The 25,177-nt window shown below is 56.0% G+C and carries 30 protein-coding genes; 17 read left to right on the top strand and 13 right to left on the bottom strand.

Features of this window, described 5'->3' with window-relative positions; translation table 11 throughout:
* Window positions 1–75: 75 nt before the first annotated feature.
* Window positions 76–462 (top strand): cytochrome b562, encoded by a 387-nt coding sequence (gene cybC, locus SPL01S_RS15315; RefSeq protein WP_004948604.1) that lies wholly within the window; start codon window positions 76–78, stop codon window positions 460–462.
* Here the strand turns inward: cybC and SPL01S_RS15310 are convergent.
* The gene (locus SPL01S_RS15310) at window positions 459–1,244 is read right to left on the bottom strand and encodes an AraC family transcriptional regulator (RefSeq protein WP_063200987.1); all 786 of its coding nucleotides are present in this window, start codon (window positions 1,242–1,244) and stop codon (window positions 459–461) included. The genes cybC and SPL01S_RS15310 overlap by 4 nt on opposite strands.
* 412 nt (window positions 1,245–1,656) lie before the next feature.
* On the opposite strand from SPL01S_RS15310, the gene SPL01S_RS15305 reads away from it, so the two are divergent.
* The 3 genes from SPL01S_RS15305 to SPL01S_RS15295 are packed head-to-tail and all read left to right on the top strand — an operon-like array spanning window position 1,657 to window position 4,632.
* Window positions 1,657–2,973, top strand: coding sequence for an FAD/NAD(P)-binding protein (locus SPL01S_RS15305; protein ID WP_232245966.1), 1,317 nt, complete (start codon window positions 1,657–1,659; stop codon window positions 2,971–2,973).
* Entirely contained in the window at window positions 2,970–3,851 is an 882-nt protein-coding gene (locus tag SPL01S_RS15300) for a formyltransferase family protein (RefSeq protein WP_063200985.1), read from the top strand. Before SPL01S_RS15305 ends, SPL01S_RS15300 begins: the two co-directional genes overlap by 4 nt.
* Window positions 3,844–4,632, top strand: coding sequence for a sulfite exporter TauE/SafE family protein (locus SPL01S_RS15295; RefSeq protein WP_020439860.1), 789 nt, complete (start codon window positions 3,844–3,846; stop codon window positions 4,630–4,632). The genes SPL01S_RS15300 and SPL01S_RS15295 overlap by 8 nt, the downstream gene beginning before the upstream one ends.
* 41 nt (window positions 4,633–4,673) lie before the next feature.
* On the opposite strand, the gene rnk is transcribed toward SPL01S_RS15295, so the two are convergent.
* Window positions 4,674–5,084 (bottom strand): nucleoside diphosphate kinase regulator, encoded by a 411-nt coding sequence (rnk, locus tag SPL01S_RS15290; protein ID WP_004948590.1) that lies wholly within the window; start codon window positions 5,082–5,084, stop codon window positions 4,674–4,676.
* Window positions 5,085–5,598: 514 nt separating this feature from the next.
* Between rnk and SPL01S_RS15285 the strand changes: the two genes are divergently transcribed.
* From SPL01S_RS15285 to SPL01S_RS15240, 10 genes are all read left to right on the top strand, one after another.
* A complete protein-coding gene (locus tag SPL01S_RS15285) occupies window positions 5,599–5,946 on the top strand; it encodes a glycine dehydrogenase (protein ID WP_062868826.1) in 348 nt (115 codons plus the stop codon).
* A 35-nt stretch (window positions 5,947–5,981) separates the two neighbouring features.
* On the top strand, window positions 5,982–6,347 hold the full coding sequence (locus SPL01S_RS15280) for an SFCGS family glycine-rich protein (RefSeq protein ID WP_004948582.1): 366 nt from the start codon (window positions 5,982–5,984) through the stop codon (window positions 6,345–6,347).
* Window positions 6,347–6,643, top strand: coding sequence for a DUF4312 family protein (locus SPL01S_RS15275; protein ID WP_004948579.1), 297 nt, complete (start codon window positions 6,347–6,349; stop codon window positions 6,641–6,643). The genes SPL01S_RS15280 and SPL01S_RS15275 overlap by 1 nt, the downstream gene beginning before the upstream one ends.
* 30 nt (window positions 6,644–6,673) lie before the next feature.
* The gene (locus tag SPL01S_RS15270; RefSeq protein WP_062868825.1) at window positions 6,674–7,450 is read left to right on the top strand and encodes a DUF4311 domain-containing protein; all 777 of its coding nucleotides are present in this window, start codon (window positions 6,674–6,676) and stop codon (window positions 7,448–7,450) included.
* A gap of 11 nt (window positions 7,451–7,461) precedes the next feature.
* Window positions 7,462–8,112: a DUF4310 family protein gene (locus tag SPL01S_RS15265; RefSeq protein WP_006317116.1), complete on the top strand. Its 651-nt coding sequence runs from the start codon at window positions 7,462–7,464 to the stop codon at window positions 8,110–8,112.
* Window positions 8,113–8,180: 68 nt separating this feature from the next.
* Window positions 8,181–9,320 carry an amidohydrolase/deacetylase family metallohydrolase gene (locus SPL01S_RS15260; RefSeq protein WP_063200983.1) on the top strand — a complete coding sequence of 380 codons (1,140 nt, stop codon included), beginning with the start codon at window positions 8,181–8,183 and terminating at the stop codon, window positions 9,318–9,320.
* On the top strand, window positions 9,304–10,422 hold the full coding sequence (locus SPL01S_RS15255) for a DgaE family pyridoxal phosphate-dependent ammonia lyase (protein WP_063200980.1): 1,119 nt from the start codon (window positions 9,304–9,306) through the stop codon (window positions 10,420–10,422). The genes SPL01S_RS15260 and SPL01S_RS15255 overlap by 17 nt, the downstream gene beginning before the upstream one ends.
* The gene (gene dagF, locus SPL01S_RS15250) at window positions 10,419–11,159 is read left to right on the top strand and encodes a 2-dehydro-3-deoxy-phosphogluconate aldolase (protein ID WP_062868822.1); all 741 of its coding nucleotides are present in this window, start codon (window positions 10,419–10,421) and stop codon (window positions 11,157–11,159) included. The genes SPL01S_RS15255 and dagF overlap by 4 nt, the downstream gene beginning before the upstream one ends.
* Before the next feature lie 123 nt (window positions 11,160–11,282).
* A complete protein-coding gene (locus SPL01S_RS15245; RefSeq protein WP_062868821.1) occupies window positions 11,283–12,497 on the top strand; it encodes a lactonase family protein in 1,215 nt (404 codons plus the stop codon).
* A gap of 52 nt (window positions 12,498–12,549) precedes the next feature.
* Window positions 12,550–14,466, top strand: coding sequence for a BglG family transcription antiterminator (locus SPL01S_RS15240; protein WP_063200977.1), 1,917 nt, complete (start codon window positions 12,550–12,552; stop codon window positions 14,464–14,466).
* A gap of 73 nt (window positions 14,467–14,539) precedes the next feature.
* Here the strand turns inward: SPL01S_RS15240 and npr are convergent, their stop codons facing one another.
* From npr to SPL01S_RS15185, 11 genes are all read right to left on the bottom strand, one after another.
* Window positions 14,540–14,812 carry a PTS phosphocarrier protein NPr gene (gene npr / locus SPL01S_RS15235; protein WP_004948556.1) on the bottom strand — a complete coding sequence of 91 codons (273 nt, stop codon included), beginning with the start codon at window positions 14,810–14,812 and terminating at the stop codon, window positions 14,540–14,542.
* Window positions 14,809–15,663 (bottom strand): RNase adapter RapZ, encoded by an 855-nt coding sequence (gene rapZ / locus SPL01S_RS15230; RefSeq protein ID WP_004948553.1) that lies wholly within the window; start codon window positions 15,661–15,663, stop codon window positions 14,809–14,811. Before rapZ ends, npr begins: the two co-directional genes overlap by 4 nt.
* 131 nt (window positions 15,664–15,794) lie before the next feature.
* Complete coding sequence (ptsN, locus tag SPL01S_RS15225) at window positions 15,795–16,253, bottom strand: PTS IIA-like nitrogen regulatory protein PtsN (protein WP_174523960.1); 459 nt, start codon at window positions 16,251–16,253, stop codon at window positions 15,795–15,797.
* A gap of 282 nt (window positions 16,254–16,535) precedes the next feature.
* The gene (hpf, locus tag SPL01S_RS15220) at window positions 16,536–16,823 is read right to left on the bottom strand and encodes a ribosome hibernation promoting factor (protein ID WP_004948547.1); all 288 of its coding nucleotides are present in this window, start codon (window positions 16,821–16,823) and stop codon (window positions 16,536–16,538) included.
* A 23-nt stretch (window positions 16,824–16,846) separates the two neighbouring features.
* Window positions 16,847–18,280, bottom strand: coding sequence for an RNA polymerase factor sigma-54 (gene rpoN, locus SPL01S_RS15215; RefSeq protein WP_063200972.1), 1,434 nt, complete (start codon window positions 18,278–18,280; stop codon window positions 16,847–16,849).
* Between the two features lie 50 nt (window positions 18,281–18,330).
* A complete protein-coding gene (gene lptB, locus SPL01S_RS15210) occupies window positions 18,331–19,056 on the bottom strand; it encodes an LPS export ABC transporter ATP-binding protein (protein WP_006317106.1) in 726 nt (241 codons plus the stop codon).
* Window positions 19,057–19,062: 6 nt separating this feature from the next.
* Window positions 19,063–19,602 (bottom strand): lipopolysaccharide ABC transporter substrate-binding protein LptA, encoded by a 540-nt coding sequence (lptA, locus tag SPL01S_RS15205; RefSeq protein ID WP_006328270.1) that lies wholly within the window; start codon window positions 19,600–19,602, stop codon window positions 19,063–19,065.
* Window positions 19,571–20,149: an LPS export ABC transporter periplasmic protein LptC gene (lptC, locus tag SPL01S_RS15200; protein ID WP_063200969.1), complete on the bottom strand. Its 579-nt coding sequence runs from the start codon at window positions 20,147–20,149 to the stop codon at window positions 19,571–19,573. Before lptC ends, lptA begins: the two co-directional genes overlap by 32 nt.
* A complete protein-coding gene (gene kdsC, locus SPL01S_RS15195) occupies window positions 20,146–20,700 on the bottom strand; it encodes a 3-deoxy-manno-octulosonate-8-phosphatase KdsC (protein WP_004948532.1) in 555 nt (184 codons plus the stop codon). Before kdsC ends, lptC begins: the two co-directional genes overlap by 4 nt.
* Before the next feature lie 18 nt (window positions 20,701–20,718).
* Window positions 20,719–21,705: an arabinose-5-phosphate isomerase KdsD gene (kdsD, locus tag SPL01S_RS15190; RefSeq protein ID WP_004948529.1), complete on the bottom strand. Its 987-nt coding sequence runs from the start codon at window positions 21,703–21,705 to the stop codon at window positions 20,719–20,721.
* Window positions 21,706–21,721: 16 nt separating this feature from the next.
* Window positions 21,722–22,699 (bottom strand): calcium/sodium antiporter, encoded by a 978-nt coding sequence (locus SPL01S_RS15185; protein ID WP_004948527.1) that lies wholly within the window; start codon window positions 22,697–22,699, stop codon window positions 21,722–21,724.
* 313 nt (window positions 22,700–23,012) lie between these two features.
* Here SPL01S_RS15185 and mlaF point away from each other — a divergent pair, with 313 nt between their 5' ends.
* Genes mlaF through mlaD form a run of 3 tightly spaced genes read left to right on the top strand, consistent with a single transcriptional unit; the run spans window position 23,013 to window position 25,171 of the window.
* Complete coding sequence (gene mlaF / locus SPL01S_RS15180) at window positions 23,013–23,828, top strand: phospholipid ABC transporter ATP-binding protein MlaF (protein WP_004948525.1); 816 nt, start codon at window positions 23,013–23,015, stop codon at window positions 23,826–23,828.
* 4 nt (window positions 23,829–23,832) lie between these two features.
* Window positions 23,833–24,615, top strand: a complete 783-nt coding sequence (gene mlaE, locus SPL01S_RS15175) for a lipid asymmetry maintenance ABC transporter permease subunit MlaE (protein ID WP_004948524.1) — start codon at window positions 23,833–23,835, stop codon at window positions 24,613–24,615.
* A 4-nt stretch (window positions 24,616–24,619) separates the two neighbouring features.
* Window positions 24,620–25,171 carry an outer membrane lipid asymmetry maintenance protein MlaD gene (gene mlaD, locus SPL01S_RS15170; protein WP_006328260.1) on the top strand — a complete coding sequence of 184 codons (552 nt, stop codon included), beginning with the start codon at window positions 24,620–24,622 and terminating at the stop codon, window positions 25,169–25,171.
* Window positions 25,172–25,177: the final 6 nt, after the last annotated feature.

Raw genomic sequence — 25,177 nt, 5'->3', positions numbered from 1 at the left:
GTCGAGTTGCAGCCAACGACGCCGCAGCTCGAAAGGCGACGGGTAGATAAAATAATAACTGGAAGGTGAGTAAGCATGTCGAACAAACTGAAAGCATTGATGGCGTTGGCGCTGCTGGGAGCCAGTTCACTGGCGGTCGCGGCAGATTTGGCCGACGATATGGACACCATCGCCGGCAATTACAAAACGGTGCTGAGCACTGACTCAACGGACACTCTGAAGCAGAGCCTGCAGAACATGCGCGCCGCCGCGCTGGATGCGAAGCAATCCACGCCGCCGAAGCTGGAGGATAAAGCGGCCGGCAGCCCGGAGATAAAAGATTTTCAGCATGGGCTGGACCAGCTTATCGGCCAGATAGACCAATCGCTGGCGCTGGCCAATCAAGGCAAGCTGGCTGAAGCCAAGCAGATCGCCCAGGGTTTCAAGCAAACCCGCGACGTTAACCACAAGAAGTTCCGCTAAGCCTTTTCGCGCCGTTCCGATCCCAGATAGCAGGACGGCGCCTGTCCCAACACGCGGCGAAACATGGTGGCAAAAGCCGCGCTGCTCTCATACCCCAACTCCAGAGCGACCTGCGTTACGCTGCTGCCTTCCGCCAACTGAGCCAGCGCCAGCACTACGCAGGCCCGTTGCCGCCATTGTGAAAATGACATCCCCGTTTGTGCGCGAAAGAATCGGCTGAAGGTGCGGATGCTCATATACAGGCGCGTGGCCCATTCCTGCGGCGAATCGTGCGCGTTGGGCTGAAGCAGGAACAGCTGGCACAACTCGCCCAGCCGCCGATCGGCGGGAAGGGGGATGTGCAGCGGCAGGGATTGCAGTTGGGCAAGCTCATGCAGCAACAGGAAAACCAGCGCACCGTCGCGGCCATCCGGATCGTACTCCAGCGGCATATCCACCGCCGCCATCAAGAGTTGGCGCATCAGCGGCGTAACGCTGACCACCTGACAAACCTGCGGCTGCGAGGCCAGCAGCGCGGTCGGTTCAATGTACAGGCTGCGGGTGGTGACGCCGACCATTCTCACTTCATGCGGCATCTGCGGCGGCAGCCACACCGCCCGCTGCGGCGGCACAATCCAGTTCCCCTGGTGGGTAAATACGTGCATTACGCCGGTAGCGCCATAGAGCAACTGAGCGCGGCGGTGGCTGTGCATGGGCAGTAAATGGCCCGACGGGTAGTCGGTGCCGATGGCAATCACCGACCTTGGCACATGGTCGATGTCATCAATGCGTACGTTGCGCATAATCCTTATCAGAGCAGTTTGGCCGAAATGCAATGATAGTTGGCCTTTCATGTAAAGCAAGCCACGGGTCATAGCTCTACTATCAGGGCAGAAAAATAACGCTGCCTTGGTGGCGAGGTATTTTTATTGTTGATTAATCCCTTTTTAATTTAAACGCCGGGGCCAGGCGGGTTACCTCGTCTGCATCATACAAGAAGTTAATAAGGAATTATTTTATTCCAACACCTGAAGCAATAGTTCTTCTTTTAATGCTGTAACTATAAGGTGATATTTCATGTATAAGATCGGTGTGATTGGCGGTGGAGCGGCAGGTATTTCTTTCGCTTACAACTTTATCAAGAATAAGTCTGTTAATAATTGCAATAAGCATCTTTCCCTGAAGGTATTTGACAAGTAGGGGTTCAATGGCGGTATGGCTTACAGCAGCGATTTTGACAGCCATATTTTAAATATGACGCCAGAGAATATGTCGGCGGATATTTTTGACAGCGCACATTTTTCCGATTGGATCACGACGCATTTTCGGCGATACAGTAAAGATCGCTACCCACCCCGCTGGCTTTATAAAGAATATCTCGATTTTATTCGCGACAGGGCGGTGTTTATGGCGGCTGCCAGCAACGTCACGCTGAATTTCGTGACCGCCGAAGTTGAGGAGATAGGTTCGCATCCTGGAGGATATTTGCTGACAACGGCCTGCGGGGCCGCGGAGCAGATGAATGCGGTAGTGCTGTGCTCGGGGCATAATGAGCCGGCAAGCCTCTACCCGATTGACGGGGTGATTGCCTATCAGGCCAATCGGGATCTGCCCGCCATCAATCCAGCATCGGCAGTCGGCGTGATTGGCTGTAGCCTGACGGCGATCGACGCCATTATTGAGCTGATTGAGCGGGTGGGGGCGAGCAATATTACCGCCCTGTCGCGTTCCGGGCTTTTCCCCAGCGTGCAGCCTGCGTTGATGCGCGCGCCACCGCCAGAATTCAGGCAGCGGCTGAACCGTTTTGTCGCCGACAACAGCTATATTGATGCGCACCAGTGGGTTCAGGTGATTAACGCGGCGCTCGAAGAATATTACCCAGGGCAGGAACGGCTAACGGTGCTGTCTGCCATGGGCGCTGCCAGGGATTGCTATCACGATCTGGCCGAAAGCCTGGATCGGGCTCGCTTTGCCCGTGAGCATATCTGTAGCTATCTGGCAGCGATTCATCCGGCCGTATGTGAAGCCTGGGTAAAAATGGATGAACATAACCGACAGATCTTCATGCGCTTCTATAACTCTTCCTGGATGCGCAATCGGCACGCCATGCCACTAAAAAATGCCTATAAAATTATTACGGCGCTAGAGAGCCAACGTTTGCGCGCCTTTGGTGGGGTGGTAAATATAGAAAAAGAGGGTCGGGGATTTAAAACCCTCTGCCATAATACGGAGGTGCACAGCCAATATTTGCTTAATTGCACTACGCCCTCATACCAGCTGAAGTTAAGTCGATTAAATAAAAAGATGCTTCAGGGCGGCCTGGTGCAGGAAAATATCTTCGGTGGCGTAAAATGCAATCCATTTACGTTAAAAGTGTCGGATGAAAAAGGCAATGAGCAGGATCTCTATTCCCTTGGCGCCCCTGCCAAAGGTGACCTTTTTTATACTTCCGCGATGGAATCCATCACCCGGGATATCAGCAAAATAGTTTTCAATAACAGCATATTTAATGGAAATAAGGCGGAAGCATGAAAAACATAGCGCTATTTGTTGGCAACGATATTTTTTCCTGGCTGGCCTGTCAGGATGTTATTAGCGCCTTAAACAAGGAATGCACCTTTACGGTTTATTTTCCACTGGCGAAAGCCGCCGGCCGGCTGCAGGAGCCTGAAATTCGCCAGCTTGCCTTGTATGAACGTGAAGTGCTGAATGACTTCGTTTTCCCCTTTGTCAGCAGAAATGCCGATGCCTGCGAGGGCGCTTACCAGCCGCCGCAGGTTTTCCTGGCCGGCGCAGGCGTCACGGCGCACCGTATTGCAGACATCAATGACGCCACTTTTATCAGCAGTCTGGGTAATATGGACGCGGTGGTTTCTTTGCGCTGCTATCAGAAATTTTCCGCGGATTACGTCCGGGCCTTCAGCCAGCGCGGCAAGCTGCTGTGGAATCTGCATCCGGGCGACTTGCCGCATTACCGTGGCGTGATGACGCTGTTCCGCGCCATGATGAACGGCGAGAAAAACGGCGCGTTAACGTTGCACGAGATGGATGAACACTGGGATGCCGGGCCGGTGCTTGCCCGCTTGCCGGTCGAATTGCGTTATGAGCTGTCGTTTTTGGAAAACATGATGCTGGCGGGCATGCGGTCCGGTGCATTTTTAGCGGGGCAGCTAATGCGCGCGGGCGAACGCAAGTCCCTTATTGTCGAGCGGCAGGGCAATTATCGCTATTGGGGATTTCCGGATGCGCTGACTCTGGCGCAGGCGGCGGAAGCCGGGATTGAGCTTATCGATCATGATGCCATTCGCCGGCATTATCTGGCGCTGTTTGTCGGCGACGAGTTCCATCCACTTGCCGGCCAGTTCTCTGCCGGTTTCGACGATTTCATCCGGGCGCATGGCCATGATTGAAACGTTGATTATTCTCGGTGCCGGTTTCATTACCGGCATCACCACCATCTTGTTCGGCTTTGGCGGCGGCTTTGTGGTGGTGCCCTTTGTCTATCATCTGGTGTCTTCCTCCGGCGAACAGCCGGGCCAGGCGATGCATATCGCCGTAGCGACCTCAACGGCGGTGATGATCCTCAATTCGGGTTACGCCACCCTAACCAACTGGCGCAGTGGCAACCTGCTGCGTGAAACCATCATCCCGCTGATCTTTTTCATCAGCATTGGCGCCGCACTGGGCGCTTTTGCCTCTACACTGCTGGCGGACAATGTGGTCAGGCTGCTGTTCGTGATTTATATGCTGGTGACGATTGCGGATTGTCTGTTCAGGCAGGGTTTTTTGGTCAAACCGGCGCGCGCGGCGCTGTCAAAGATGACGTTGTGGGTCGGTGGCCCGCTGATTGGGGTGATCGCCACTATGCTCGGCGTGGGGGGCAGCGTGATGACGGTGCCTTTGTTGCGTCGGCATGGCTATGAAATGAAGCACTGCGTCAGCGCGGCCAATCCCTTGTCGATTCCGGTCGCTGTCATCGGCGCATTGATGTATATCGGTTTGGGCTGGCAGGAAATGAGCGGGCCGCACTATCTTGGCTACGTCAACCTGACCATTCTTGGGCTGCTGGTGGCGGCCGGCATTGCGGGGATCGTCTTTGCTAAAAGGGCGTTGCCGAAGGTCAATGACAAGCTGCACGCCAGAGTTTACGTGCTGCTGCTGGTGGTGGTACTGATCGCCATCAGCCTGTAAGGCTCAGAAAGGGCGGCATGTTCACCGCCCTGAATTACCGCTTAGCGGTGGTATTCACCCGCCGCTTCCGGCTGGTACAGCAGTTCCAGCACTTCGATCCGCGCTTCTTCGCCGTTCGGCAACTGCCAGGTAATCTGGTTACCTACATGCATGCCCAGCAGCGCTGCGCCCAGCGGCGCCATCACCGACAACTGCTCGTGGCTGTCCTTCAGCGAGGCCGGGTACACCAGCGTGCGCACGTGCTCTTCTGCGGTATGCAGATCACGGAAACGCACGCGGCTGTTCATGGTCACCACGTTGGCCGGGATCTGGGCCGGCGGCAGGATTTCGGCGCGATCCAGCTCGTCGTTCAGCGCGATGGCGACGTCGGTGTTGGCAAAGGCCGGTTGTTCCAATAGCGCATCCAGGCGTTCCGCATCCAGCTCATTAATAGTAATGGTTGGTTTGGTCATTCCACTCTCCAGTCAAATCAAAGGGCGCCCGTTTTCGCGCCCATAAATTCGGAAAAACAGCACAAAAGCAACGCCCCCGCGCCAGAGGAGCGGGGGCGTTGCTGATGTCGAATTGTCTTACCGATAGTAGGCGGTTAAGCGGTGAAAAGAAAGAGATCCCGATCACGAAGCTTTTCACTGCGGCGGGGAGAACCGGAAACCTTTTGTGGCATTAACTTTCTGTAATGTCATTAAATTATCTTAAAAGCGCTTATTTTGCGAAATGGATCCCTGACAATCATTGAATTTCCACTTTAAACTGGAAAAAAAGCGGCTACACAGAAATTCTCCCCGGGGTTAGGGTAAGACATCAAAGAAAGCGGGAAATACCCACCGCCTTTCAAGCTGCAGCGTTGTTGGCTGCTTTACAAGACCCACGAGCTGAGCGCCTGACTGTAACTTGAAATTCATAGGGTATATTCAGGTGAGGCATTCTGCGACTTACGAATAATGTTGGAACCAGGGGTATTGAAAAGTGAATGAAGGATCTGTTGCGATAGAAAAAAATGAGCGGTCTGACCTCGGCGAGGCCGGGGCGATCACCGATAAGGTGCTGGCCGATATTACCGCCATGCTGAATGCAGAAAACATTTATACCAATGCAGTACAGCAACAGATGCTGGAATCGCATATTCGTGCCATGGTACTGCGTTCAATGACCGGTGAACCCTTGCCGGAAGTCGATAAATCGCTTTTTGATGAGATTTCAGAGGAATCGATGCAAATGGCTGAGCGAGTTGTCGATAATTTCCCGGCTCTGCCGATCGAAGAAGCTTATTTACTTTCTGTGCATTTTGAAGTGGCAAAAGACAATAACCAATAGCGATTAACGCATTCATATCATCAGGAGAAAATACCATGGGTCAGATTACCGTAGTGATTGGCGATCGTTTGGGCAAAGGCCAGAAAGTCGGCCAGGGCATTGAAACGGCTGGCGGAAAAGCCATCGTTATCCCTGGCGTAGCGGCGGATATGAAGCTGGGCGACGTAATGAAAGCGGAAGGTGCGCAGTTGGGAATTTCCTTCTGCGGCAGCGGCGGCGCCGGGGCAATTACCGCGCAGACCAAATACGGCTACAAAGCAAAATACGGCATGCGCTCCATTGATGAAGGCGTGACGGCAATAAACGAAGGTTATATCGTGCTGGGTTTTGGCTTTATGGATAAAGAAGAATTGGGCCAAAGACTGGTAGAAGCCTACATCAAAAAACACGGCAACCCGTAATGAAAGAACACTATACCACATCGGTAAAGGTGGAGGGCAAGGGTGACAGCAAAGCGAAAGCTTTTGCTTCCGCCTTGGCTAATGTGCAGGGCACGGTATTAAAATCCACCAGCAATATTCTGCTGCGTATTGAACCGCAGGATGTCAGCGTATTAAAAGCGGAAGAGAAAATAACAAAAGAGAAATTTCTCTTTTTCTTTTTACCGCGAGAAAGAAAAACCTACACCGTGACTCTGGAAATAACCGTGAACGTGACAATGATTAATACAGAAAAGGTTGTCTTCGTCACGAAATAAAAACGTTAGCATAAATCTAAGGGTATACTGATGTTTTTAATCATCTTATTTAAGTCGCTTATTATTGGCGGACTGGTGGGGGTTGGCGTAGGGGCCGGCGCCGCACGCATGTTCCATGCTCCGACGACGCAGGGCATGGGCGCCTTCCGCACCTTGGGCGAGCTGAATTCCTGCGAAGGCGATCCGGCTTCCCACTTCTCATTCGGCCTGGGTTTCTTCTTCAACGCCTGGGCGTCTTCCGTGGCGGCGGGCGCCTTCACGCAGGACGTTGACCACCGCATCATCCCTCACTGGGGCGCGGCAGCCTTGATGGTCAAGAACCGCAACCTGGCGCAAACGCTGCATGATCCGAAAAAAATGGCTATCGCCTGCGGCGTTATCGGCATGCTGGTGGTGGCGTTCCTCAACACCACCGCTTCCGCAGTGCCCGCTGCGCTGCAGGTTACGGCAATCAAAGTGCTGGTGCCGGCGGCTAACCTGCTGGTGAACACCGTGATGCCGGTGATCTTCTGGCTGGCGGCGATCGACGCCGGGCGTCGCTCCGGTTTCTGGGGCACCATTTTCGGCGGCCTGGCGCAGTTGATCATGGGCAACGCCGTGCCGGGTCTGGTGCTGGGCATTCTGATCGGTAAGGGTGTGGAAGAGAGCGGCTGGAACAAAATCACCAAGATCATGATGGCGGTGATCGTGCTGCTGTTCGTGCTGAGCGGTTTCTTCCGCGGCTTCGACATGAAAGTCCTCGAGTCCTTCAGCCTCGGCGTGCCGGGTTGGCTGGACAGTATTCACAACACCCTGAGCGGTAAATAAGGAGCGGGACGATGGAAGAACAAACCCAAAAAGGCTTCTGGTACGCCGACTGGTCATTCCCGATTTTTGTTGGCCTGCTCTCGTCCGGCGTGTTTGCCGGGACGCACATGTACTACCTGTATGGCATCGGCGCATTTAACGAAGTGGCCTTCGTTTCCATGCTGCGCGCCGGGATGGACACCGGCGTTTATGGCGCGGTGGCGGCATTCGGCGCCAGCTTCCTGTTTGCGCGCATCATTGAAGGTTCGCTGGTGGGCATTCTGGACATCGGCGGCGCGATCCAGACCGGTGTGGGGTTGGGCGTTCCGGCGTTGTTGCTGGGCGCGGGGATCATCTTCCCGGTCGCCAACTTTGCTGCCTCGCTGGTGACCGGCCTGGTGATTGGCCTGGCGATTGGCTACCTGATCATTCTGGCGCGCAAATTCACCATCAACCAGAGCAACTCCACCTACGGCGCAGACGTGATGATGGGGGCAGGTAACTCCTCCGGCCGCTTCCTGGGGCCATTGATCATCCTGTCGGCGATGACCGCATCCATTCCGATTGGCGTAGGTTCGCTGCTTGGCGCGCTGCTGTTCTATATCTGGGGCAAGCCAATCACTGGCGGAGCGATCCTTGGCGCAATGCTGTTAGGGGCCATTTTCCCTGTCGCCATTGCTTAATCACTGTTCCAGAGCCGTGTGATAGTGGGGCGGTGCGCCGCCCCCTGCTGGAAAAGGAGTAGCGCAGTATGTATGACTTAGTAATCCGACGCGCCAGGCTGGCGGACGACCGGCTGGTCGATCTGGCGGTTCAGGACGGTAAGATTGTCGACGTTGGGCAGTTGGCCGATGACGTCAGCGCCGGCAGGCAGCTGGATCTGGCGGGTAACTGTCGCCTCAGCGCCGGCTGGATCGACTCCCATGTGCACTGCTACCCCTCTTCGCCGATTTACTATGACGAACCGGATTTAGTGGGCGTAGCCAGTGGCGTGACTTCGGTGGTTGATGCCGGCAGCACCGGCACCGACGATGTTGACGAGTTCTATGCTCTGACGCGCCGCGCAAAAACCAACGTGTTCGCCTTCCTGAATATCTCGCGCATCGGTCTGTTACGCCAAAATGAGCTGGCCGATCTGGCGGATATCGACCCACCGACGGTGAAAAAATCCATCGATGCGTACCCCGGTTTTATCATCGGCATCAAGGCGCGCATGAGCAGCAGCGTGGTGGGGCAAAACGGCATTGTGCCGTTGGTGCGCGCCAAGCAAATCCAGCAGGAAAACAACCGGTTGCCGCTGATGGTCCATATCGGCAATAACCCGCCGAATCTGGATGACATCGCCGATCTGCTGACCCGCGGCGACATCATTACCCACTGCTATAACGGCAAGCCGAACCGTATTCTGACCCCGGCGGGTACGTTGCGCGAGTCGATCCAGCGGGCGCTGAAACGCGGCGTGCTGCTCGACGTGGGCCACGGCACCGCCAGTTTCAACTTTGACGTGGCACGCCAGGCGATTGGGCTTGGCATTCTCCCGCACACCATCAGTTCCGATATCTATTGCCGCAACCGCATGGCCGGGCCGGTACACAGCCTGGCGACGGTGATGTCCAAATTCTTCAGCATCGGCCTGTCGCTGCCGCAGGTGATTGCCTGCGTGACGGAAAATGCCGCTTCGGCGCTGAACCTGACCCATAAAGGCCGGCTGGAGCCGGGTTATGACGCCGATTTTACCCTGTTCGATCTCCGCCAGGGGCCGCAGGTATTTGCCGACTCGGAAGGGCAATCGGTCGGCGGCGAACAGTTGTTGGTTCCGTTGGCTGCCGTGGTAGCCGGGGAAATTCTATTAACCGACGAAGGGAAAGCCCATCATGTCTTCGATTTATGAAAAATATAATTTAAAACAAGTGATTAACACTTCCGGCCGTATGACCATTCTTGGCGTATCTACCCCGCGTCAGGAGGTGATTGACGCCGTCGACTACGGCCTGAATCACTATTTTGAAATCAAGGATCTGGTTAACAAGACCGGTGCTTACATCGCCGATCTGTTGAATGTGGAAGATGCGGTGATCGTGTCTTGCGCCTCGGCGGGTATCGCCCAGTCGGTGGCGGCGGTGATCGTCAAAGACAATGCCAACCTGCTGGTGAACCTGCACTCGGCGGCAATCACCGTGCCGCGCGAGATAGTGTTGCCGCGCGGTCACAACGTGAACTTCGGCGCCCCGGTCGACACCATGGTTGCCCTCGGCGGCGGCAAGGTGGTTGAGGCGGGTTATGCCAACGAATGCTCAGCAGAGCAGCTCGAGGCCTGCATCACGCCGCAAACGGCGGCGATCCTGTACATCAAATCGCACCACTGCGTGCAGAAAAGCATTCTTTCCGTCGAGCAGGCGGTGGTGGTGGCGCGCAAGCATGATCTGCCGTTGATCGTCGATGCCGCCGCAGAAGAAGATCTGATGTGCTACTACCAGATGGGGGCCGATCTGGTGATCTACAGCGGCGCCAAGGCCATCGAAGGCCCAACCAGCGGCCTGGTGGTGGGTAAGCGGCAATACGTGGAGTGGGTGAAGCTGCAATCCGGCGGCATTGGCCGGGCGATGAAGGTCGGCAAAGAGGGCATCCTCGGCCTGACGCAGGCGATTGAAAGCTACCTGAAGCTGGAAAAAACCACCGGTGAGCAGATGGTGGCGCGAATGACGCCGTTTATCACCAGCCTGAACTCGCTGACCGGCATCAGTGCCAAAACCGTCTGGGACAGCGCCGGCCGCGATATCGCCCGTGCTGAAATCACCTTTGACGAAGCGGTGTTGGGGCGCTCTACCACCGACATCGTCCAGGCGCTGAAAACCGGCGAGATCGCCATCTACTTCCGTGGCTATAAGGCCAATGAAGGCAAAATCGAAGTGGATGTGCGTAGCGTCGACGAGCAACAACTGATGACCGTCTTTACCTGTATCAAAAATCTGTTTACGGAGAAACAAGCATGAAGCTGCAGCCAAACTATTATCGCGACCGTCTGTGCCTCAACGTACTGGCCGGCTCAAAAGACAATGCGCAGGCTATTTATGCGGCGGCGGAAGGGCATGTGCTGGTCGGGGTTCTCTCCAGGAACTATCCGGATGTCGACAGCGCGGTGGCGGATATGCAGCACTATGCGCAGCTGATCGAGAATGCGCTGTCGGTGGGCCTGGGGGCGGGCGATCCCAAACAATCCGCGATGGTCAGCCTGATTGCCCAGCGCGTTCAGCCGCAGCACGTCAATCAGGTGTTTACCGGCGTGGGCGCCAGCCGTGCGCTGCTGGGCCAGAGCGACAGCGTGGTGAACGGGCTGGTTTCTCCGACCGGTCGCGTCGGCTTTGTGAAGATCTCAACCGGCCCGCTGAGCGCTGCCGCGCCAGACGGTATCGTGCCGGTCGAGACGGCCATCGCCATGTTGAAAGATATGGGCGGCAGCTCCATCAAGTATTTCCCTATGGGCGGGTTGGCGTGTAAAGAAGAATACCGGTACGTGGCTCAAGCCTGCGCCGAGCATGACTTTATGCTGGAGCCGACTGGCGGCATCGATCTGGAAAACTTCGAACCGATCGTCGAGATCGCCTTGGCCGCCGGCGTGAAGCGGATTATTCCGCATATCTACAGTTCCATTATTGATTCTGCCACCGGTGATACCCGCCCGCAGGATGTGAAAACCCTGTTGGCGATGAGCAAAAAGCTGGTGGGTTAAGCGCAGCCAACAACGCTGCAGCCTCAAGCAAGAAAGGTATATCGGATGATCTAAGGCAGGGAGGCTACCCTTCTCTCTCTACAGGCGCGGTATGCCGCGCCGTTAGCTACAATAAGGACAATCATGCGAAACTGGCAGGCTTCCCCCTTACGTACTGCGTTAACCCTGGCGCTGCTGGCTATCGCCAGCCCGGCGCTGCATGCTGAGGATGCAATGAACTCCACGTCATCTCATTTTGCTTATATCGGTACTTACAACCCTAACGGCGAAGGCGTTTACCGGGTGCAGGTTGATCCGGCCAGCGGCGCGCTGAGCGCGAAAACGCTGGTCAGCAACCAGCCTAATCCGGCGCAGCTTACCCTGGATGCCCAAGGCCGGACGCTGTATGTCGCCAGCGAAGTGGCCGATTTTAACGGCAGCAAGCACGGTGGCATCATCGCTTATCGCATCAACCCGGTTGATGGCGGGCTGACGCAGCTGAATCAGGTTGATTCGCAGGGCGCGGGGCCGGTTTACCTTTCCCTGACGCCGGACGGCCGCCATCTGCTGGTGGCGAACTACGTCAGCGGCACCGTGGCGGCGTTCCCGGTTGAGAGTGACGGCAAATTGGGCAATGCCAGTTCAGTGCAACAGGATCAGGGGCCGGCAGGCGCGAGCAAACCTGCGGCGGCGGTGGAGGGCAGTTTCGCCGCCAGCGACCATAATGGCCCGCACGCGCATATGATCGCCTGTGATCCGAGCGGCAAGTTTGTATTTTCCACCGATCTGGGGCTGGATCGCCTCTACCAGTGGCGCTTTGACGGCGCAAGCGGCCAACTGACGCCAAACGATCCGCCGTGGATCGCCGCCTCTTCCGCCGGTGCCGGCCCGCGTCACTTTGTGTTCCATCCGGACGGCAAGACGGTGCTGTTGGTGAACGAAGAGGCTTCGACGCTGACCAGCTACCGTTTTGACAGCCAAAAAGGTACTCTGAAACAATTACATACTGTCTCTTCACTGCCTGCCGATTATAAGGGCACCAGCTTTGCCTCGGGGTTGGTCCTGAGTGAGGACGGCAAGAATCTGTATGTCGCCAACCGGCTGCATAACAGCATCGCGCAGTTCAGCGTTGGCACCGATGGCGAACTGAAACCGGTGGCGGAAATCTGGACGCGCGGTGACTATCCGCGATCGTTGACGCTGAGCCCGGACGGGCATTATCTCTATGCGATGAATCAGCGCAGCGATAACGTCACCCGTTTCAGCCTGGACAAGGCCAGCGGCAAACTCAGCTTTGTTGAGGGCTATACGCCGGTAGGCAGCCCCTCGCAAATGGTGTTCCTGCCGGTGGCGAAGTAACTCGTTGCCCGCCTGATTTCCCCAGGTGGGCACCTTAATTGACGGAAAGAGCATGGTACGATTTCCCTACCCGCGTTTGGCCTATCTGTTCGACGCTTTGCAGTCCGAGACCTTGCCGCAGGATGAGTTGGCGAAGCGCTTTGCGGTATCCACCCGTACCGTGCGTGCCGATATCACCGCGTTGAACGATATCCTGGAAAAATACGGCGCTCGCTTTGTGCATAGCCGTGGGGCGGGCTATCGCCTGCAGGTGGATGATGCCGCGCTGTTCAGCGCCTTGCAGCATAGAGAGCGCAAAAAGCATGCCACGCCACGCAGTGCGCAAGAGCGGGTGCACTATCTGCTGATTCGTTTTTTGACCTCAGCCTTTTCCCTGAAGCTGGAAGATTTGGCCGATGAATGGTTTGTCAGCCGTGGAACGCTGCAAAACGACATGGCTGAGGTGAGAGAGCGCCTGGCGAACTATCAATTAACCATTGAAACCAAACCACGCTATGGCATGAAGCTGTTCGGCTCGGAGATGGCGATCCGCGCTTGCCTGACCGATCTGTTATTCCAACTGCATCTGGCCGATGCCGAAAACCCGTTGCTCAACAATGAAATCCTGCTGCAACCGCAGGTGGCGACCTTTGCCGGGCTGCTGCATCCGCTGCTGTCGCAATACGCCATCCGCCTGACGGATGAAGGTGAGCAGTATTTGATTTTTTACTGCGCGGTGGCGCTGCGGCGCATCAGCGATGGCTACCCGCTGTCGGACTTTGACGTTGAAGACGGCGATGACGCGGTGCGCAAGGTGTCCACCTGGCTGGCGGGGGAACTGCGCAAGGCCAGCGGCAAAGAGGTGTCGATGGCGGAAGAGGCCTACCTCAGGGTGAATATTGCCGCGCGCCGGGTGCAGGACGTGCAGCCGACCGAGATTAACGCCGACGACGAAGAAGCGCTGGTGGACTACATTTTGTCGTACATCAACGCGCACTATAACTACAACCTGCAGGGCGACCGCCAACTGCGGGCGGACTTGCTCACCCATATCAAGACCATGATTACCCGGGTGAAATACCAGATTAATATTCCCAACCCGCTATTGGCCAACATCAAACAACACTATCCGATGGCCTATGACGTGACGCTGGCGGCGGTATCGAGCTGGGGAAAATACACGCCTTACACCCTGAGCGAAAACGAAATCGGCTATCTGGTGCTGCATATCGGCGTTGGGTTGGAACGGCACTACAACATCGGCTACGAGCGCCATCCGCAGGTGATGCTGGTGTGCGATACCGGTAACTCAACGGTGCGCATGATCCAGGCGCAGATTGCACGCAAGTACCCGCAGCTGGTGATGACGCGCATCGTTTCGCTGCGCGATTACGAGGTACTCACTCATATCGACGAAGATTTTGTCATTTCCAACGCGCGGGTCAGCGAAAAGAACAAACCGGTGGTGGTGATGTCGCCGTTTCCTACCGACTACCAGTTGGAACAGCTGGGTAAACTGGTGCTGGTGGATCGTACCAAACCCTACATGCTGGAGAAGTTCTTCGACGCCGCGCATTTCAGGGTGGTCAATGAGCCGCTGACGCAGGCGGAGCTGTTCCGAAACGTGTGCGTTCAACTGGAGCAGGAAGGGTATGTCGGCGACGATTTTTACCCGTCGGTAGTGGAGCGCGAAGCGATAGTGTCGACCATGCTGGGCGAAGGTATTGCACTGCCGCACTCGTTGGGATTGCTGGCGAAAAAAACCGTGGTGATGACGCTGCTGGCGCCGCAGGGCGTGGTGTGGGGCGACGGTGAGATTGCCCATGTGATTTTCCTGCTGGCGATCAGCAAAAGCGACTACGAAGAGGCGATGGCGATTTACGATCTGTTCGTCACTTTTGTACGCGAACGTTCGATGAGCCGCCTGTTGGGCAGCGATAATTTCGACAGCTTCAAGGCGGTGGCGCTGGACTGTTTGAGCCGGATTTAAGCGATGAGCCAAAAAATATTAAACGCGCCATAAAGGGCGCGTTCCTGGGGTTTACTTCTTTGTTGCGGGGAAGTTAGTCTTCATCAAACCCGGAATTAATCAGTTCAATCACCGCATTCAGCGCTTTCACCTCATCCGGGCCGGTGGCTTCCACTTCGATGTGCCGCCCCTGTGCGGAATCCAGCATCAGCAGCGCAATCACGCTGCTGGCTTCGGCCTCGGTGCCGCTGTCGTTACGCAGCATCACTTCGGCGTCAAAACTCTGCACCAGTTCGAACAGCTTCATTGCCGGGCGAGCGTGCATACCGAGTTTGTTTTTGATTTCAACCGTTTGCTTGACCGTCATTGTTTACGTTTTTCCAGCGTCCGGTGGCGCGATTGCACATTCTTGCCGCGTGAGCGGAAGTAGTCGGCCAGCTGTTCGGCTACGTAGACGGAACGGTGTTTACCGCCGGTACAGCCAATCGCCACCGTCAGGTAGCTGCGGTTGTTGGTTTCCAGCATCGGCAGCCACTGTTCCAGATAGCTTCGCGTCTGGTAGATAAAGTTATGCACTTCAGTGTGACGATCGAGGAACGAGGCGACCGGTTTATCCAGGCCGGTCATCGGGCGCAGTTTCGGATCCCAGTGCGGGTTCGGCAGGAAGCGTACGTCGAAGACGTAATCGGCGTCGATCGGGATGCCGTGCTTAAAGCCGAAGGATTCGAATACCATGGTCAGTTCGCGCTCGCGTTTACCCAACAGACGAGTACGCAGCATTTCGGCCAGCTCATGCACCGACATTTCCGACGTGTCGATGAGCAGATCGGCCCTTGAGCGCAACGGCTCAAGCAGATCGCTTTCTTCATCGATCGCGCTTTCCAGCGACAGGTTCTTGGTGGAGAGCGGATGCAGGCGGCGGGTATCACTGTAGCGGCGAATCAGGGTATTACGGTCGGCGTCGAGGAACAGCAATTGCGGAGAAAAGCAGTCCGGCAATTGGGTCATCGCATATTCAAACACTTCCGGCGATTCCGGCATGTTACGCACGTCGATGCTTACCGCTGCGGATATGTTGCGTTCCGCCAGCGTATTGGCAAGCTGCGGCAGCAGTACCACGGGCAGGTTATCAACGCAGTAAAAACCCATGTCTTCCAGCGCCCGCAAGGCGACGGATTTCCCTGAACCGGAACGGCCGCTGACAATCATCAGCACCATGTGGCAACTCCCCCTGGCATCTCAGTGGCGTTTATCGCCACCGTTAGAAACTTTATTATTCCGGCCTGAGCCGAAACCCATCATAGCTAAACAGTATCGTTATCCTGGCTGGAAGTCACGCCAGCCGGGCGTTACTCGGTAATGATCTGGTAAAGCTCTTCGTCGCTTTGCGCCGAGCGCAGGCGGCATACGGTTTTGTCGGCCAGGCGCTTGGCGACCAGCGACAGGGTATGCAAATGGGTTTTACATTGGTCAGCCGGCACCAGCAAGGCGAACAGCAAGTCGACCGGCTGGTTATCAATGGCGTCAAAGGCAATGGGTTGGTCGAGACGGATAAACACGCCAACGGCCCGCAGTGTGTCCTCTTCCAGTTTGCCATGGGGAATGGCGATACCGTTGCCGATACCGGTACTGCCCATGCGCTCCCGGGTGAGAACCGCGTCAAACACCACCTGCGATGGCAGGTTGAGCTGTTTTGCAGCCAGTTCGCTGATAATCTCCAAAGCCCGTTTCTTGCTGGTGCAGTGTACCGAGCTTTTGGTGCACTCGATGTTTAACACCGAGCTTAATTGCATTGTTTCGTTGTTCATCTCATCTTCACTTAAAACCACACCATCAAGCTGCCTTGTGAGGTGATTTTTCGCCTTGTTTAACCCTGATGGCTTATCGGCGCGGTACCCATACCCGTCATACTTGAAGCTGTCTCTGTGTTGGCTGCGCTGACTTACCCGAATCACTTACCTGTGTAAGCTCGCGGGATAAGTGCTCATGCCACCTCGATGCAACGCCAATTATTCAGGGTAATACAGGTAACGCGCCGACGACCTGGGCTATGTTTGAGCCGTGCCCGCTGACGGAAACGGCCCAGAATGTCAGTGTTGTTTCAGTTTGTCTTTATGTTTGTTCAATTGACGCGCCAGTTTGTCGATCAGGGTGTCAATTGCGGCATACATGTTCTCGTCTTCCGAGGTGGCGTGCAACTCGCCTCCATTCACGTGCACCGTCGCTTCCGCAATCTGCTGCACTTTTTCCACGCTAAGCACGACATACACCTGATTTATGCGGTCAAAATACTGTTCGAGCTTGGCGAACTTGGTATTCACGAACTCGCGTAAAGGTTCGGTGATTTCGATGTGGTGTCCGGTAATGTTGAGCTGCATAGTGTCTTCCTTCTCTATTGAGGTCAAACCAACTGTTTACGCTGGTTGGACGGCGGGATGGACAAAGACTCTCGGTACTTGGCGACAGTACGCCGCGCCACGATGATCCCCTGATCGGAGAGCAGGGTGACCAGCTTGCTGTCGCTGAGCGGTTTAGCGGGGTTTTCCGCCGCAATCAATTTCTTCACTAACGCTCGGATCGCCGTAGAGGACGCTTCGCCCCCGCTGTCGGTATTCACGTGGCTGGAGAAGAAATATTTCAACTCGAAAATGCCGCGCGGACTGTGCAGAAACTTCTGCGTGGTGACGCGTGAGATTGTCGATTCATGCATCTCCACGGCCTGGGCGATATCCGCCAGCACCATGGGCTTCATAAATTCAGCACCCTGTTCAAAGAATGCCTGTTGCTGCTCAACGATGCAGCGCGTGACTTTCAGCAAGGTGTCGTTACGGCTTTCCAGGCTCTTGATCAGCCATTTCGCTTCCTGCAGATTGCTGCGGATATACTGGCCGTCACTGTCGTTACGAGCGCTGCTGCCCATTGCGGCGTACTGCTGGTTGATCTTCAGCCGCGGAATGCTGTCGGCGTTGAGCTCTACCGTCCAACTGTTCTGCACTTTGCGTACCAGCACGTCCGGGATCACGTATTCCGACTCGCCAGTATTGATCGACTGGCCCGGGCGCGGATCAAGAGACTGTATCAGCAGCATCGCTTCTTTCAGTGTATCTTCTTTTAGCCGGGTTGTTCGCATCAGGCTGCGAAAGTCGTGATTGGCCAACAGAGCCAGATGTTCACTGATGATCAGGCGTGCTTCAGCCAGGTAGGGCGTATCTTTTGCGTACTGGGAAAGCTGGATCAGCAGACAGTCGCGCAGATCGCGTGCGGCGACGCCAACCGGATCAAAACGCTGTACGCGCTTCAAAACCGCTTCGACTTCGTCCATTGTCACACTCTCGTCACCCATGCTCTCCAAAATATCTTCCAGCGGCACGGTGAGATAGCCGGTGTCGTCGACGGCGTCGACTATCGAGGTGGCAATGGCGACATCGGTATCAGAGAATGGCGTGAGATCCACCTGCCACATCAGGTAATCCTGCAGCGTCTGGGTGGTTTCGCCCTGATAGACCGGCAACTCATCATCGCTGTAATCGGTGCCGGTGCCGGACGGTGTACCTGCGGTGTAGATTTCGTCCCAGGTGGCGTCCAGCGGCAGCTCTTCGGGCATGTCCTTTTGTTCCAGCGCCTCGCGGGTATCCAGCCCTTCGGTCTCGGTAGTCTCTTTGGCGTCGATTTCTTCGTGCAGATCGGTCTGCTCAAGCAGGGGATTGCTCTCTAACGCCAGCTGTATCTCCTGCTGGAGCTCAAGCGTGGACAACTGCAGCAGGCGGATAGCCTGCTGGAGCTGGGGGGTCATGGCCAGTTGTTGGCTGAGCCTGAGTTGCAAACCTTGCTTCATAATCTTCAGTCTACTTCCGTTAACAGTCGTCCATCAGGACGCGCCGGCACTCAGAGGCGGAATTCTTCGCCCAGATAAACGCGTTTCACCTGCTCGTCAGCCAAAATGGCATCCGGCGTGCCGTGAGCAATCAGTTTGCCCTGGCTGACGATATAGGCACGTTCACACACGTCCAGCGTTTCGCGCACGTTGTGGTCGGTGATCAGCACGCCCAGGCCGCTGTCACGCAAGTGCTCGATAATTTTTTTAATGTCGATAACGGAAATGGGATCAACCCCGGCGAACGGCTCATCCAGCAGGATGAATTTCGGGTTAGCCGCCAACGCGCGGGCGATCTCCACACGGCGGCGTTCGCCACCGGACAACGCCTGGCCCAGGTTATCGCGCAGATGGGAGATATGAAACTCTTCCATCAGCTCAACCGCGCGGTCCGCACGCTGCTCGCTGCTGAGATCCTCGCGGATCTCCAGGACGGCCATCAGGTTGTCATACACGCTCAGGCGACGGAAGATCGACGCTTCCTGCGGCAAATAGCCAATGCCGCGACGCGCACGGGCGTGCAGCGGCAGCAGGCTGATGTCTTCTTCGTCAATCACGATACGGCCGGCGTCACGTTGAACGATGCCGACCACCATGTAGAAGGTGGTGGTCTTGCCGGCGCCGTTTGGCCCCAGCAGGCCGACGATCTCGCCGGATTTCACTTTCAGGCTGACGTCTTCAACAACTTTACGGCCTTTGTAGGCTTTCGCCAGGTTTTCTGCGATGAGTGTAGCCATAAGTGATTAGTTACTCTTCTTTTGCCCGTTTTTGTCTTGCAACTGCGACGGTACCAGAACCGTAGTCACGCGTTTGCCTTTATCGCTGAACGCCTGCATTTGCTGCTGTTGCACCAGGTAGGTGATGCGATCGCCCTTCACGTTGCTGTCGAGCTGTTCCAGATAGGCGTTCCCGGTCAGGGTCACCAACTGTGAAGCCACATCGTAACGGACCTTCTGCGCATGGCCTTTTACCGGCTTGCCGCTGTCTTGCATCTGGTAGAAGGTGACCGGATTGCCAAAGGCTTCGATATAAGTTTTGCTCTGATCGCCGCCTGGACGGGTAACGACCACTTTATCCGCTTTGATGTCGATGGTGCCTTGCTTGATCACCACGTTATCGGTAAAGGTGCTGACGTTGCTCTGCATATCCAGAGACTGTTTCAGCGAGTCGATGCTCACCGGTTGGTTGGAGTCAGATTTCAGCGCCCATGCGGGTGCGCTGGCGGCCAAAATGAGGCTTCCGATCAACAGATTACGGCGTTGTTTTTTGGTTTTGAATTTCATAGTTGGTCTTAACCTTATCAATCAGCTCAGCGGTTTTGGCCCGCAGGTTCCCACGCATTTTCATGCCGTTCGAGGTAAAGTTTGTCCCGTAGAGGGTCACTTCATCATCCGAAGCGACATCCTGGGTCACCAGATTCACCTGAGCATTGTCCGTTTTAATTTTTTCCAGCTGTGAGGTGGTGGTCAGGCTGTTCACCTCAACGTGGCCGTAAAGATACAGCATTCTGTCTTTAGTCAGTTTGGCGCGATCGGCGCGAACTGACCAGGTGGCCACCGCGTTTTCATCAAACAGCGTCATCACCGGCTGGGTAAACCAGCTTAATTCATCGGCGGTATAATACTTCACGTCTTCCGCCACCAGCTTGTAACTCAGCTTACCGGCCGGATTGTACACTATGGTGACCGTGTGCTGGCTCTGATAAGTCGGGTCCTGATCATTAACGGGGCCAGGAAGCGCATCATCACTGAAATCAGTCATGTTCCAGCCAATCAACGCCAGGGCGATCACCGCCAAAAGGAGGGTGATCCAAAGTTTGGTTTTGCTCATATCGACAGCCCTTTGGCGTCCTCCAGCTTATTCTGCGCCAACAGTATAATGTCGCACAGTTCGCGCACCGCGCCACGGCCGCCGGCAATACGGGTAACATAGTGGGCTCTTGGCGTCAGCAACGGATGTGCATCCGCTACGGCGACCGCCAGGCCAACCTGAGCCATCACCGGCCAGTCGATCAGGTCGTCACCGATATAGGCCACCTGATCCGCGTTTAACGACAGTGTATCCAACAGTTCGCGGAAGGCCAAAAGCTTATCGGACTGCCCTTGATACAGATGGGTGATGCCGAGGGTTTTCGCCCGATCTTCCAGCAGCTTGGCTGAACGGCCGGTGATAATTGCCACGTCGATATCCGACGTCTTCAGGCAGCGAATGCCGTAACCGTCGCGCACGTTGAACGCTTTCAATTCTTCGCCGTTGTTGCCCATAAAAATCAGGCCGTCCGACAGCACGCCGTCGACATCGCAAATCAGCAGGCGGATTTTTCCGGCACGCGCCATGACGTCTTGTTCTACAGGCCCGTAGCAGGTTTCAACCAGACTCATTGAGTTCTATTCCTTTAATTAAACGACGCCGGCGCGCAGCATGTCATGCATATGTACCACACCCAGCAATTGGTCGCCATCGGCAACCAGCAGCGCGGTGATATGGCGCTGCTGCATCAGGTTCAATGCATCGACCGCCAGCAGGTTCGGGCGAACCCGTACGCCGCCGAGCGTCATGACATCGACGATCCGGGCTTCATTGAGGTTGATGCCCATATCAAATATCCGCCGCAGGTCACCATCGGTAAAGATACCGGCGATTTTCATCAGATCGTCGCAGATGACCGTCATGCCCAGGTTTTTGCGCGTGATTTCCAGCAACGCGTCGCGCAGCGATGCATCGGCGCTGACGTGCGGGATTTCGTCGCCGCTGTGCATGATGTCGCAAACGCGCAGCAGCAACCTGCGGCCCAGGGCGCCACCGGGGTGCGACAGCGCAAAATCTTCCGGTGTGAAACCGCGGGCTTTCAGCAATGCCACCGCCAGCGCATCACCCATCACCAGGGTCGCGGTGGTGCTGGTGGTTGGCGCCAGGCCAAGCGGGCAGGCCTCCTGCGGCACCTTGATGCACAGGTGAATATCCGCCGCTTTGCCCATCGAGCTTTCCGGATTGTTGGTCATGCAGATCAGCGGGATTTGCTGGCGCTTCAAGACTGGGATAAGAGCCTGGATCTCGTTGGACTCGCCGGAGTTGGAAATGGCGAGCACGATATCTTGTGCCGTCACCATGCCGAGGTCGCCGTGGCTGGCCTCCGCCGGATGAACGAAGAATGAGGGCGTGCCGGTGCTGGCGAAGGTCGCGGCGATCTTGCAGCCAATATGCCCGGATTTGCCCATGCCCATCACGACCACTTTACCGCAGCAGCCGGCGATCAATTCGCAGGCGCGGGTAAAGTCTGCATTGATGTACCGATCGAGCTGGGCCAGCCCGTCACGCTCAATCTGCAGCACTTCTTTGCCTGCCTGTTGAAAATCAAAGCCCGGTTGCAACTGAATGTTCGACATGTTCATTCCCGTCGGTTTAGCCGAAAGTACTGAAAGGATTAAAAAACAGCACCGCAAGATACGCAATAAAGCCACATAATAACAGAGCGCCCGCCAGATGACCGATACGATGTTTTCGCCCGATGCACAGGGCGCTGAGCACAATGCTGACCGCCAGCATGACCCAATAATCGCGGTGGAAGGCGGCAGAATCGACGCTGCCCGGCGACAACAGGGCGGGAACGCCCAGCACGATCACCGTGTTGAAAATGTTGGAGCCGATGATATTACCAATCGCCATATCATCCTCACCCTTTAGTGCCCCGGCGATGGATGTGGCCAACTCCGGCAGGCTGGTGCCGATGGCGATGAGGGTCAAGCCGACCACCAGTTCGCTCATGCCAAAATAATGCGCAATTACCGTGGCGTTATCGACCACCATTTTGGACGACAGCGGCAGAATAATGAACGCCAGCACCAGCCACAGCACCGCCACGGTGTTGCTGCTGTCTTGCGGCAGCTCGGCGAGTTGTTCCACGGTCAGGCTGTCGCTGCCTTCGCGCTGCGCCAGCCGGGCAATTTTCAGCATCAACAAAATGAAGGCGGCGGCGGCGGCCAACAGCACCACGCCATCCAGCCGGCTCAGGGTGCCGTCCATCAGCACGAAACCGCACAATACTGTGACCGCTAACATCAGCGGCAGTTCGCGGCGCAGTACCTCGGAGCGCGCCGCCAGCGGGTGAATCAGTGCCGCCACGCCAAGGATCAACAATATATTGGCAATGTTGGAACCTAATACGTTCCCCACGGCCATATCTATCTGCCCATTCAGCGCGGCGGTGGTCGACACGAACAGCTCCGGCAGCGATGTACCGATACCGACGACGGTCATGCCGATGATTAACGGCGGCACGCCAAGCGAACGGGAAATCACCGCAGCACCGTAAACTAAGCGGTCTGCGCCATACACCAGTAAAAATAAACCAACGATGAGTAAAGCTATCGCGAGAAACATGCAGGGTCCTTTGTTGGGTATCAACCCGGTTCGTTGGTTAAAAGCCGAAATTCGGCTATCTTGCTTTGCCCTCCGTTGCGCAGGCTAAAGCCGCAGCAACGGGTTTTCCCGGCTAATATATGAACAGATTCGTTTTTTTCGTTATATGAGCAATTTTGACCGGGTGGCGCGTAAAAGTAAAATCAGGTGCAGCCTTAGCGCACCATTGGTAGCGAAATACCGGTAAGTTTTTGTAAAGATGAGACGCGTTGCGTCCGTTGCTTTAACATCGTGGGTAGATTTGGCAAAAATGAGCCGTAAAGGATCCATTAACATGCACCAAAATGCAGAGAATCTGGTCGAAGTGCGCGACATGAGTTTCTCGCGCGGCGATCGACTGATATTCGAAGACATCAACCTGACGGTTCCCCGTGGCAAGGTCACGGCGATCATGGGGCCGTCCGGTATTGGTAAAACCACGCTGCTGCGCCTGATTGGCGGCCAACTCGCACCGGACCGCGGCGAGATCTGGTTCGACGGCGATAACATTCCCGCGTTATCCCGCCATCAGTTGTATGAAGCACGCAAGAAAATGAGCATGCTGTTCCAGTCCGGCGCGCTGTTCACCGATCTTACGGTGTTTGAAAACGTGGCCTACCCGCTGCGTGAGCACAGCCGTTTGCCGGAACCGATATTGCGCAGCACGGTGATGATGAAGCTGGAAGCGGTCGGCTTGCGCGGCGCGGCTGAACTGATGCCCAATGAACTGTCCGGCGGCATGGCGCGGCGTGCCGCGTTGGCGCGGGCGATAGCGCTCGACCCGGAACTGATCATGTTCGATGAGCCTTTCGTCGGTCAGGATCCGATCACCATGGGCGTATTGGTGAAGTTGATCGATGAGCTGAATCATGCGCTGGGCATCACCTGCATCGTGGTTTCGCACGATGTGCCGGAAGTGCTGAGCATCGCCGACTACGCGTATATCGTGGCCGATCACCGGGTGATTGCCGAAGGGACGACGCCACAATTACAGAACAATCCTGATGCGCGCGTGCGCCAGTTCCTGGATGGTATTGCCGATGGGCCGGTACCCTTCCGTTATCCGGCCGGGGATTACCAGGCCGAGCTGTTAGGCTTAGGGAGTAAATAAGCTCATGTTATTACAGGCGTTAGCGTCGTTAGGGCGCCGTGGCATCAATACCAGCGCCAGCTTTGGGCGCGCGGGGTTGATGTTGTTCAACGCGCTGGTCGGGCGTCCGGAGCCGCGTAAACAGTGGCCGTTGTTGCTAAAGCAAATGCACAGCGTGGGTGTGCAATCGTTGCTGATCATCATGGTTTCCGGGCTGTTTATCGGCATGGTGCTGGGGCTGCAAGGCTATCTGGTACTGACGACTTACAGCGCCGAGGCCAGCCTGGGCATGATGGTGGCGTTGTCGCTGCTGCGTGAACTGGGGCCGGTGGTTACCGCTTTGCTGTTTGCCGGCCGCGCCGGTTCCGCGTTGACGGCGGAAATCGGCTTGATGAAGGCGACCGAACAAATTTCCAGCCTGGAAATGATGGCCGTCGATCCGCTGCGACGGATTGTCGCGCCACGCTTTTGGGCCGGCTTGATCAGCATGCCTCTGCTGACGATTATCTTCGTCGCGGTGGGCATCTGGGGTGGTTCGATAGTCGGCGTAGATTGGAAGGGCATCGACAGCGGCTTCTTCTGGTCGGCGATGCAGGGCGCAGTGGAGTGGAGAAAAGACTTGCTCAACTGCCTGCTCAAGAGCGTGGTATTCGCCATCACCGTGACCTGGATTGCCATTTTCAACGGGTATGATGCGGTACCGACCTCTGAAGGGATTAGCCGGGCAACGACGCGTACCGTGGTACATTCGTCGCTGGCGGTGTTGGGATTGGATTTCGTGCTGACAGCACTGATGTTTGGGAATTGATTCGATGCAAACGAAGAAGAGTGAAATTTGGGTTGGGGCGTTTATGCTGATTGCGCTGTGCGCCATCGTCTTTCTCTGCCTGCAGGTAGCAAACATTAAGTCGATCGGTAATGAGCCGACGTACCGCATCTATGCGACCTTCGATAATATCGGCGGCCTGAAAGCGCGCTCGCCGGTGAAAATCGGTGGCGTGGTGATTGGCCGTGTGGCCGATATCTCGCTCGATCCTAAGACCTATACGCCGCGAGTAGCCCTGGATATTCAGGACAAATTTAACCAGATCCCGGACACCAGCTCGCTGGCGATCCGCACCTCCGGCTTGCTGGGGGAGCAGTATCTGGCGCTGAACGTCGGTTTTGAAGATCCTGATATGGGCACCACCATTCTGAAGGACGGCGGTACCATTCAGGACACCAAATCAGCCATGGTTCTGGAAGATCTGATCGGCCAGTTCCTGTATAAAAGCGGCGGCCAGGACAATGCAGCCAAACCGGGAGACGCGGCCGCTGAGCCGGCTGCCGGTACTGCGCCGCAATCTGTCGCCCCAAGTCATTAAGAGAGG

It is taken from the genome of Serratia plymuthica NBRC 102599 (assembly GCF_001590925.1).
GTDB classification, from domain to species: Bacteria; Pseudomonadota; Gammaproteobacteria; order Enterobacterales; family Enterobacteriaceae; genus Serratia; species Serratia plymuthica.
The sequence above is the reverse complement of the archived record's forward strand: the minus strand, read 5'-3'. Positions and strand labels throughout refer to the sequence as shown.

Coding starts and splice junctions, on each gene's coding strand:
- SPL01S_RS15305 (WP_232245966.1), top strand. CDS start 1,657: ATGGCTTACAGCAGCGATTTTGACAGCCATATTTTAAATATGACGCCA.
- cybC (WP_004948604.1), top strand. CDS start 76: ATGTCGAACAAACTGAAAGCATTGATGGCGTTGGCGCTGCTGGGAGCC.
- mlaF (WP_004948525.1), top strand. CDS start 23,013: ATGCACCAAAATGCAGAGAATCTGGTCGAAGTGCGCGACATGAGTTTC.
- hpf (WP_004948547.1), bottom strand. CDS start 16,823: ATGCAGCTCAACATTACCGGACACCACATCGAAATCACCGAACCTTTA.
- SPL01S_RS15185 (WP_004948527.1), bottom strand. CDS start 22,699: ATGTTTCTCGCGATAGCTTTACTCATCGTTGGTTTATTTTTACTGGTG.
- SPL01S_RS15255 (WP_063200980.1), top strand. CDS start 9,304: ATGTCTTCGATTTATGAAAAATATAATTTAAAACAAGTGATTAACACT.
- npr (WP_004948556.1), bottom strand. CDS start 14,812: ATGACGGTCAAGCAAACGGTTGAAATCAAAAACAAACTCGGTATGCAC.
- SPL01S_RS15245 (WP_062868821.1), top strand. CDS start 11,283: ATGCGAAACTGGCAGGCTTCCCCCTTACGTACTGCGTTAACCCTGGCG.
- lptB (WP_006317106.1), bottom strand. CDS start 19,056: ATGGCTACACTCATCGCAGAAAACCTGGCGAAAGCCTACAAAGGCCGT.
- mlaD (WP_006328260.1), top strand. CDS start 24,620: ATGCAAACGAAGAAGAGTGAAATTTGGGTTGGGGCGTTTATGCTGATT.
- dagF (WP_062868822.1), top strand. CDS start 10,419: ATGAAGCTGCAGCCAAACTATTATCGCGACCGTCTGTGCCTCAACGTA.
- kdsD (WP_004948529.1), bottom strand. CDS start 21,705: ATGTCGAACATTCAGTTGCAACCGGGCTTTGATTTTCAACAGGCAGGC.
- ptsN (WP_174523960.1), bottom strand. CDS start 16,253: ATGAACAACGAAACAATGCAATTAAGCTCGGTGTTAAACATCGAGTGC.
- kdsC (WP_004948532.1), bottom strand. CDS start 20,700: ATGAGTCTGGTTGAAACCTGCTACGGGCCTGTAGAACAAGACGTCATG.
- lptA (WP_006328270.1), bottom strand. CDS start 19,602: ATGAAATTCAAAACCAAAAAACAACGCCGTAATCTGTTGATCGGAAGC.
- SPL01S_RS15295 (WP_020439860.1), top strand. CDS start 3,844: ATGATTGAAACGTTGATTATTCTCGGTGCCGGTTTCATTACCGGCATC.
- rpoN (WP_063200972.1), bottom strand. CDS start 18,280: ATGAAGCAAGGTTTGCAACTCAGGCTCAGCCAACAACTGGCCATGACC.
- lptC (WP_063200969.1), bottom strand. CDS start 20,149: ATGAGCAAAACCAAACTTTGGATCACCCTCCTTTTGGCGGTGATCGCC.
- SPL01S_RS15260 (WP_063200983.1), top strand. CDS start 8,181: ATGTATGACTTAGTAATCCGACGCGCCAGGCTGGCGGACGACCGGCTG.
- SPL01S_RS15265 (WP_006317116.1), top strand. CDS start 7,462: ATGGAAGAACAAACCCAAAAAGGCTTCTGGTACGCCGACTGGTCATTC.
- rapZ (WP_004948553.1), bottom strand. CDS start 15,663: ATGGTGCTGATGATTGTCAGCGGCCGTTCCGGTTCAGGGAAATCCGTC.
- mlaE (WP_004948524.1), top strand. CDS start 23,833: ATGTTATTACAGGCGTTAGCGTCGTTAGGGCGCCGTGGCATCAATACC.
- SPL01S_RS15310 (WP_063200987.1), bottom strand. CDS start 1,244: ATGCGCAACGTACGCATTGATGACATCGACCATGTGCCAAGGTCGGTG.
- SPL01S_RS15270 (WP_062868825.1), top strand. CDS start 6,674: ATGTTTTTAATCATCTTATTTAAGTCGCTTATTATTGGCGGACTGGTG.
- SPL01S_RS15300 (WP_063200985.1), top strand. CDS start 2,970: ATGAAAAACATAGCGCTATTTGTTGGCAACGATATTTTTTCCTGGCTG.
- SPL01S_RS15280 (WP_004948582.1), top strand. CDS start 5,982: ATGGGTCAGATTACCGTAGTGATTGGCGATCGTTTGGGCAAAGGCCAG.
- SPL01S_RS15275 (WP_004948579.1), top strand. CDS start 6,347: ATGAAAGAACACTATACCACATCGGTAAAGGTGGAGGGCAAGGGTGAC.
- rnk (WP_004948590.1), bottom strand. CDS start 5,084: ATGACCAAACCAACCATTACTATTAATGAGCTGGATGCGGAACGCCTG.
- SPL01S_RS15240 (WP_063200977.1), top strand. CDS start 12,550: ATGGTACGATTTCCCTACCCGCGTTTGGCCTATCTGTTCGACGCTTTG.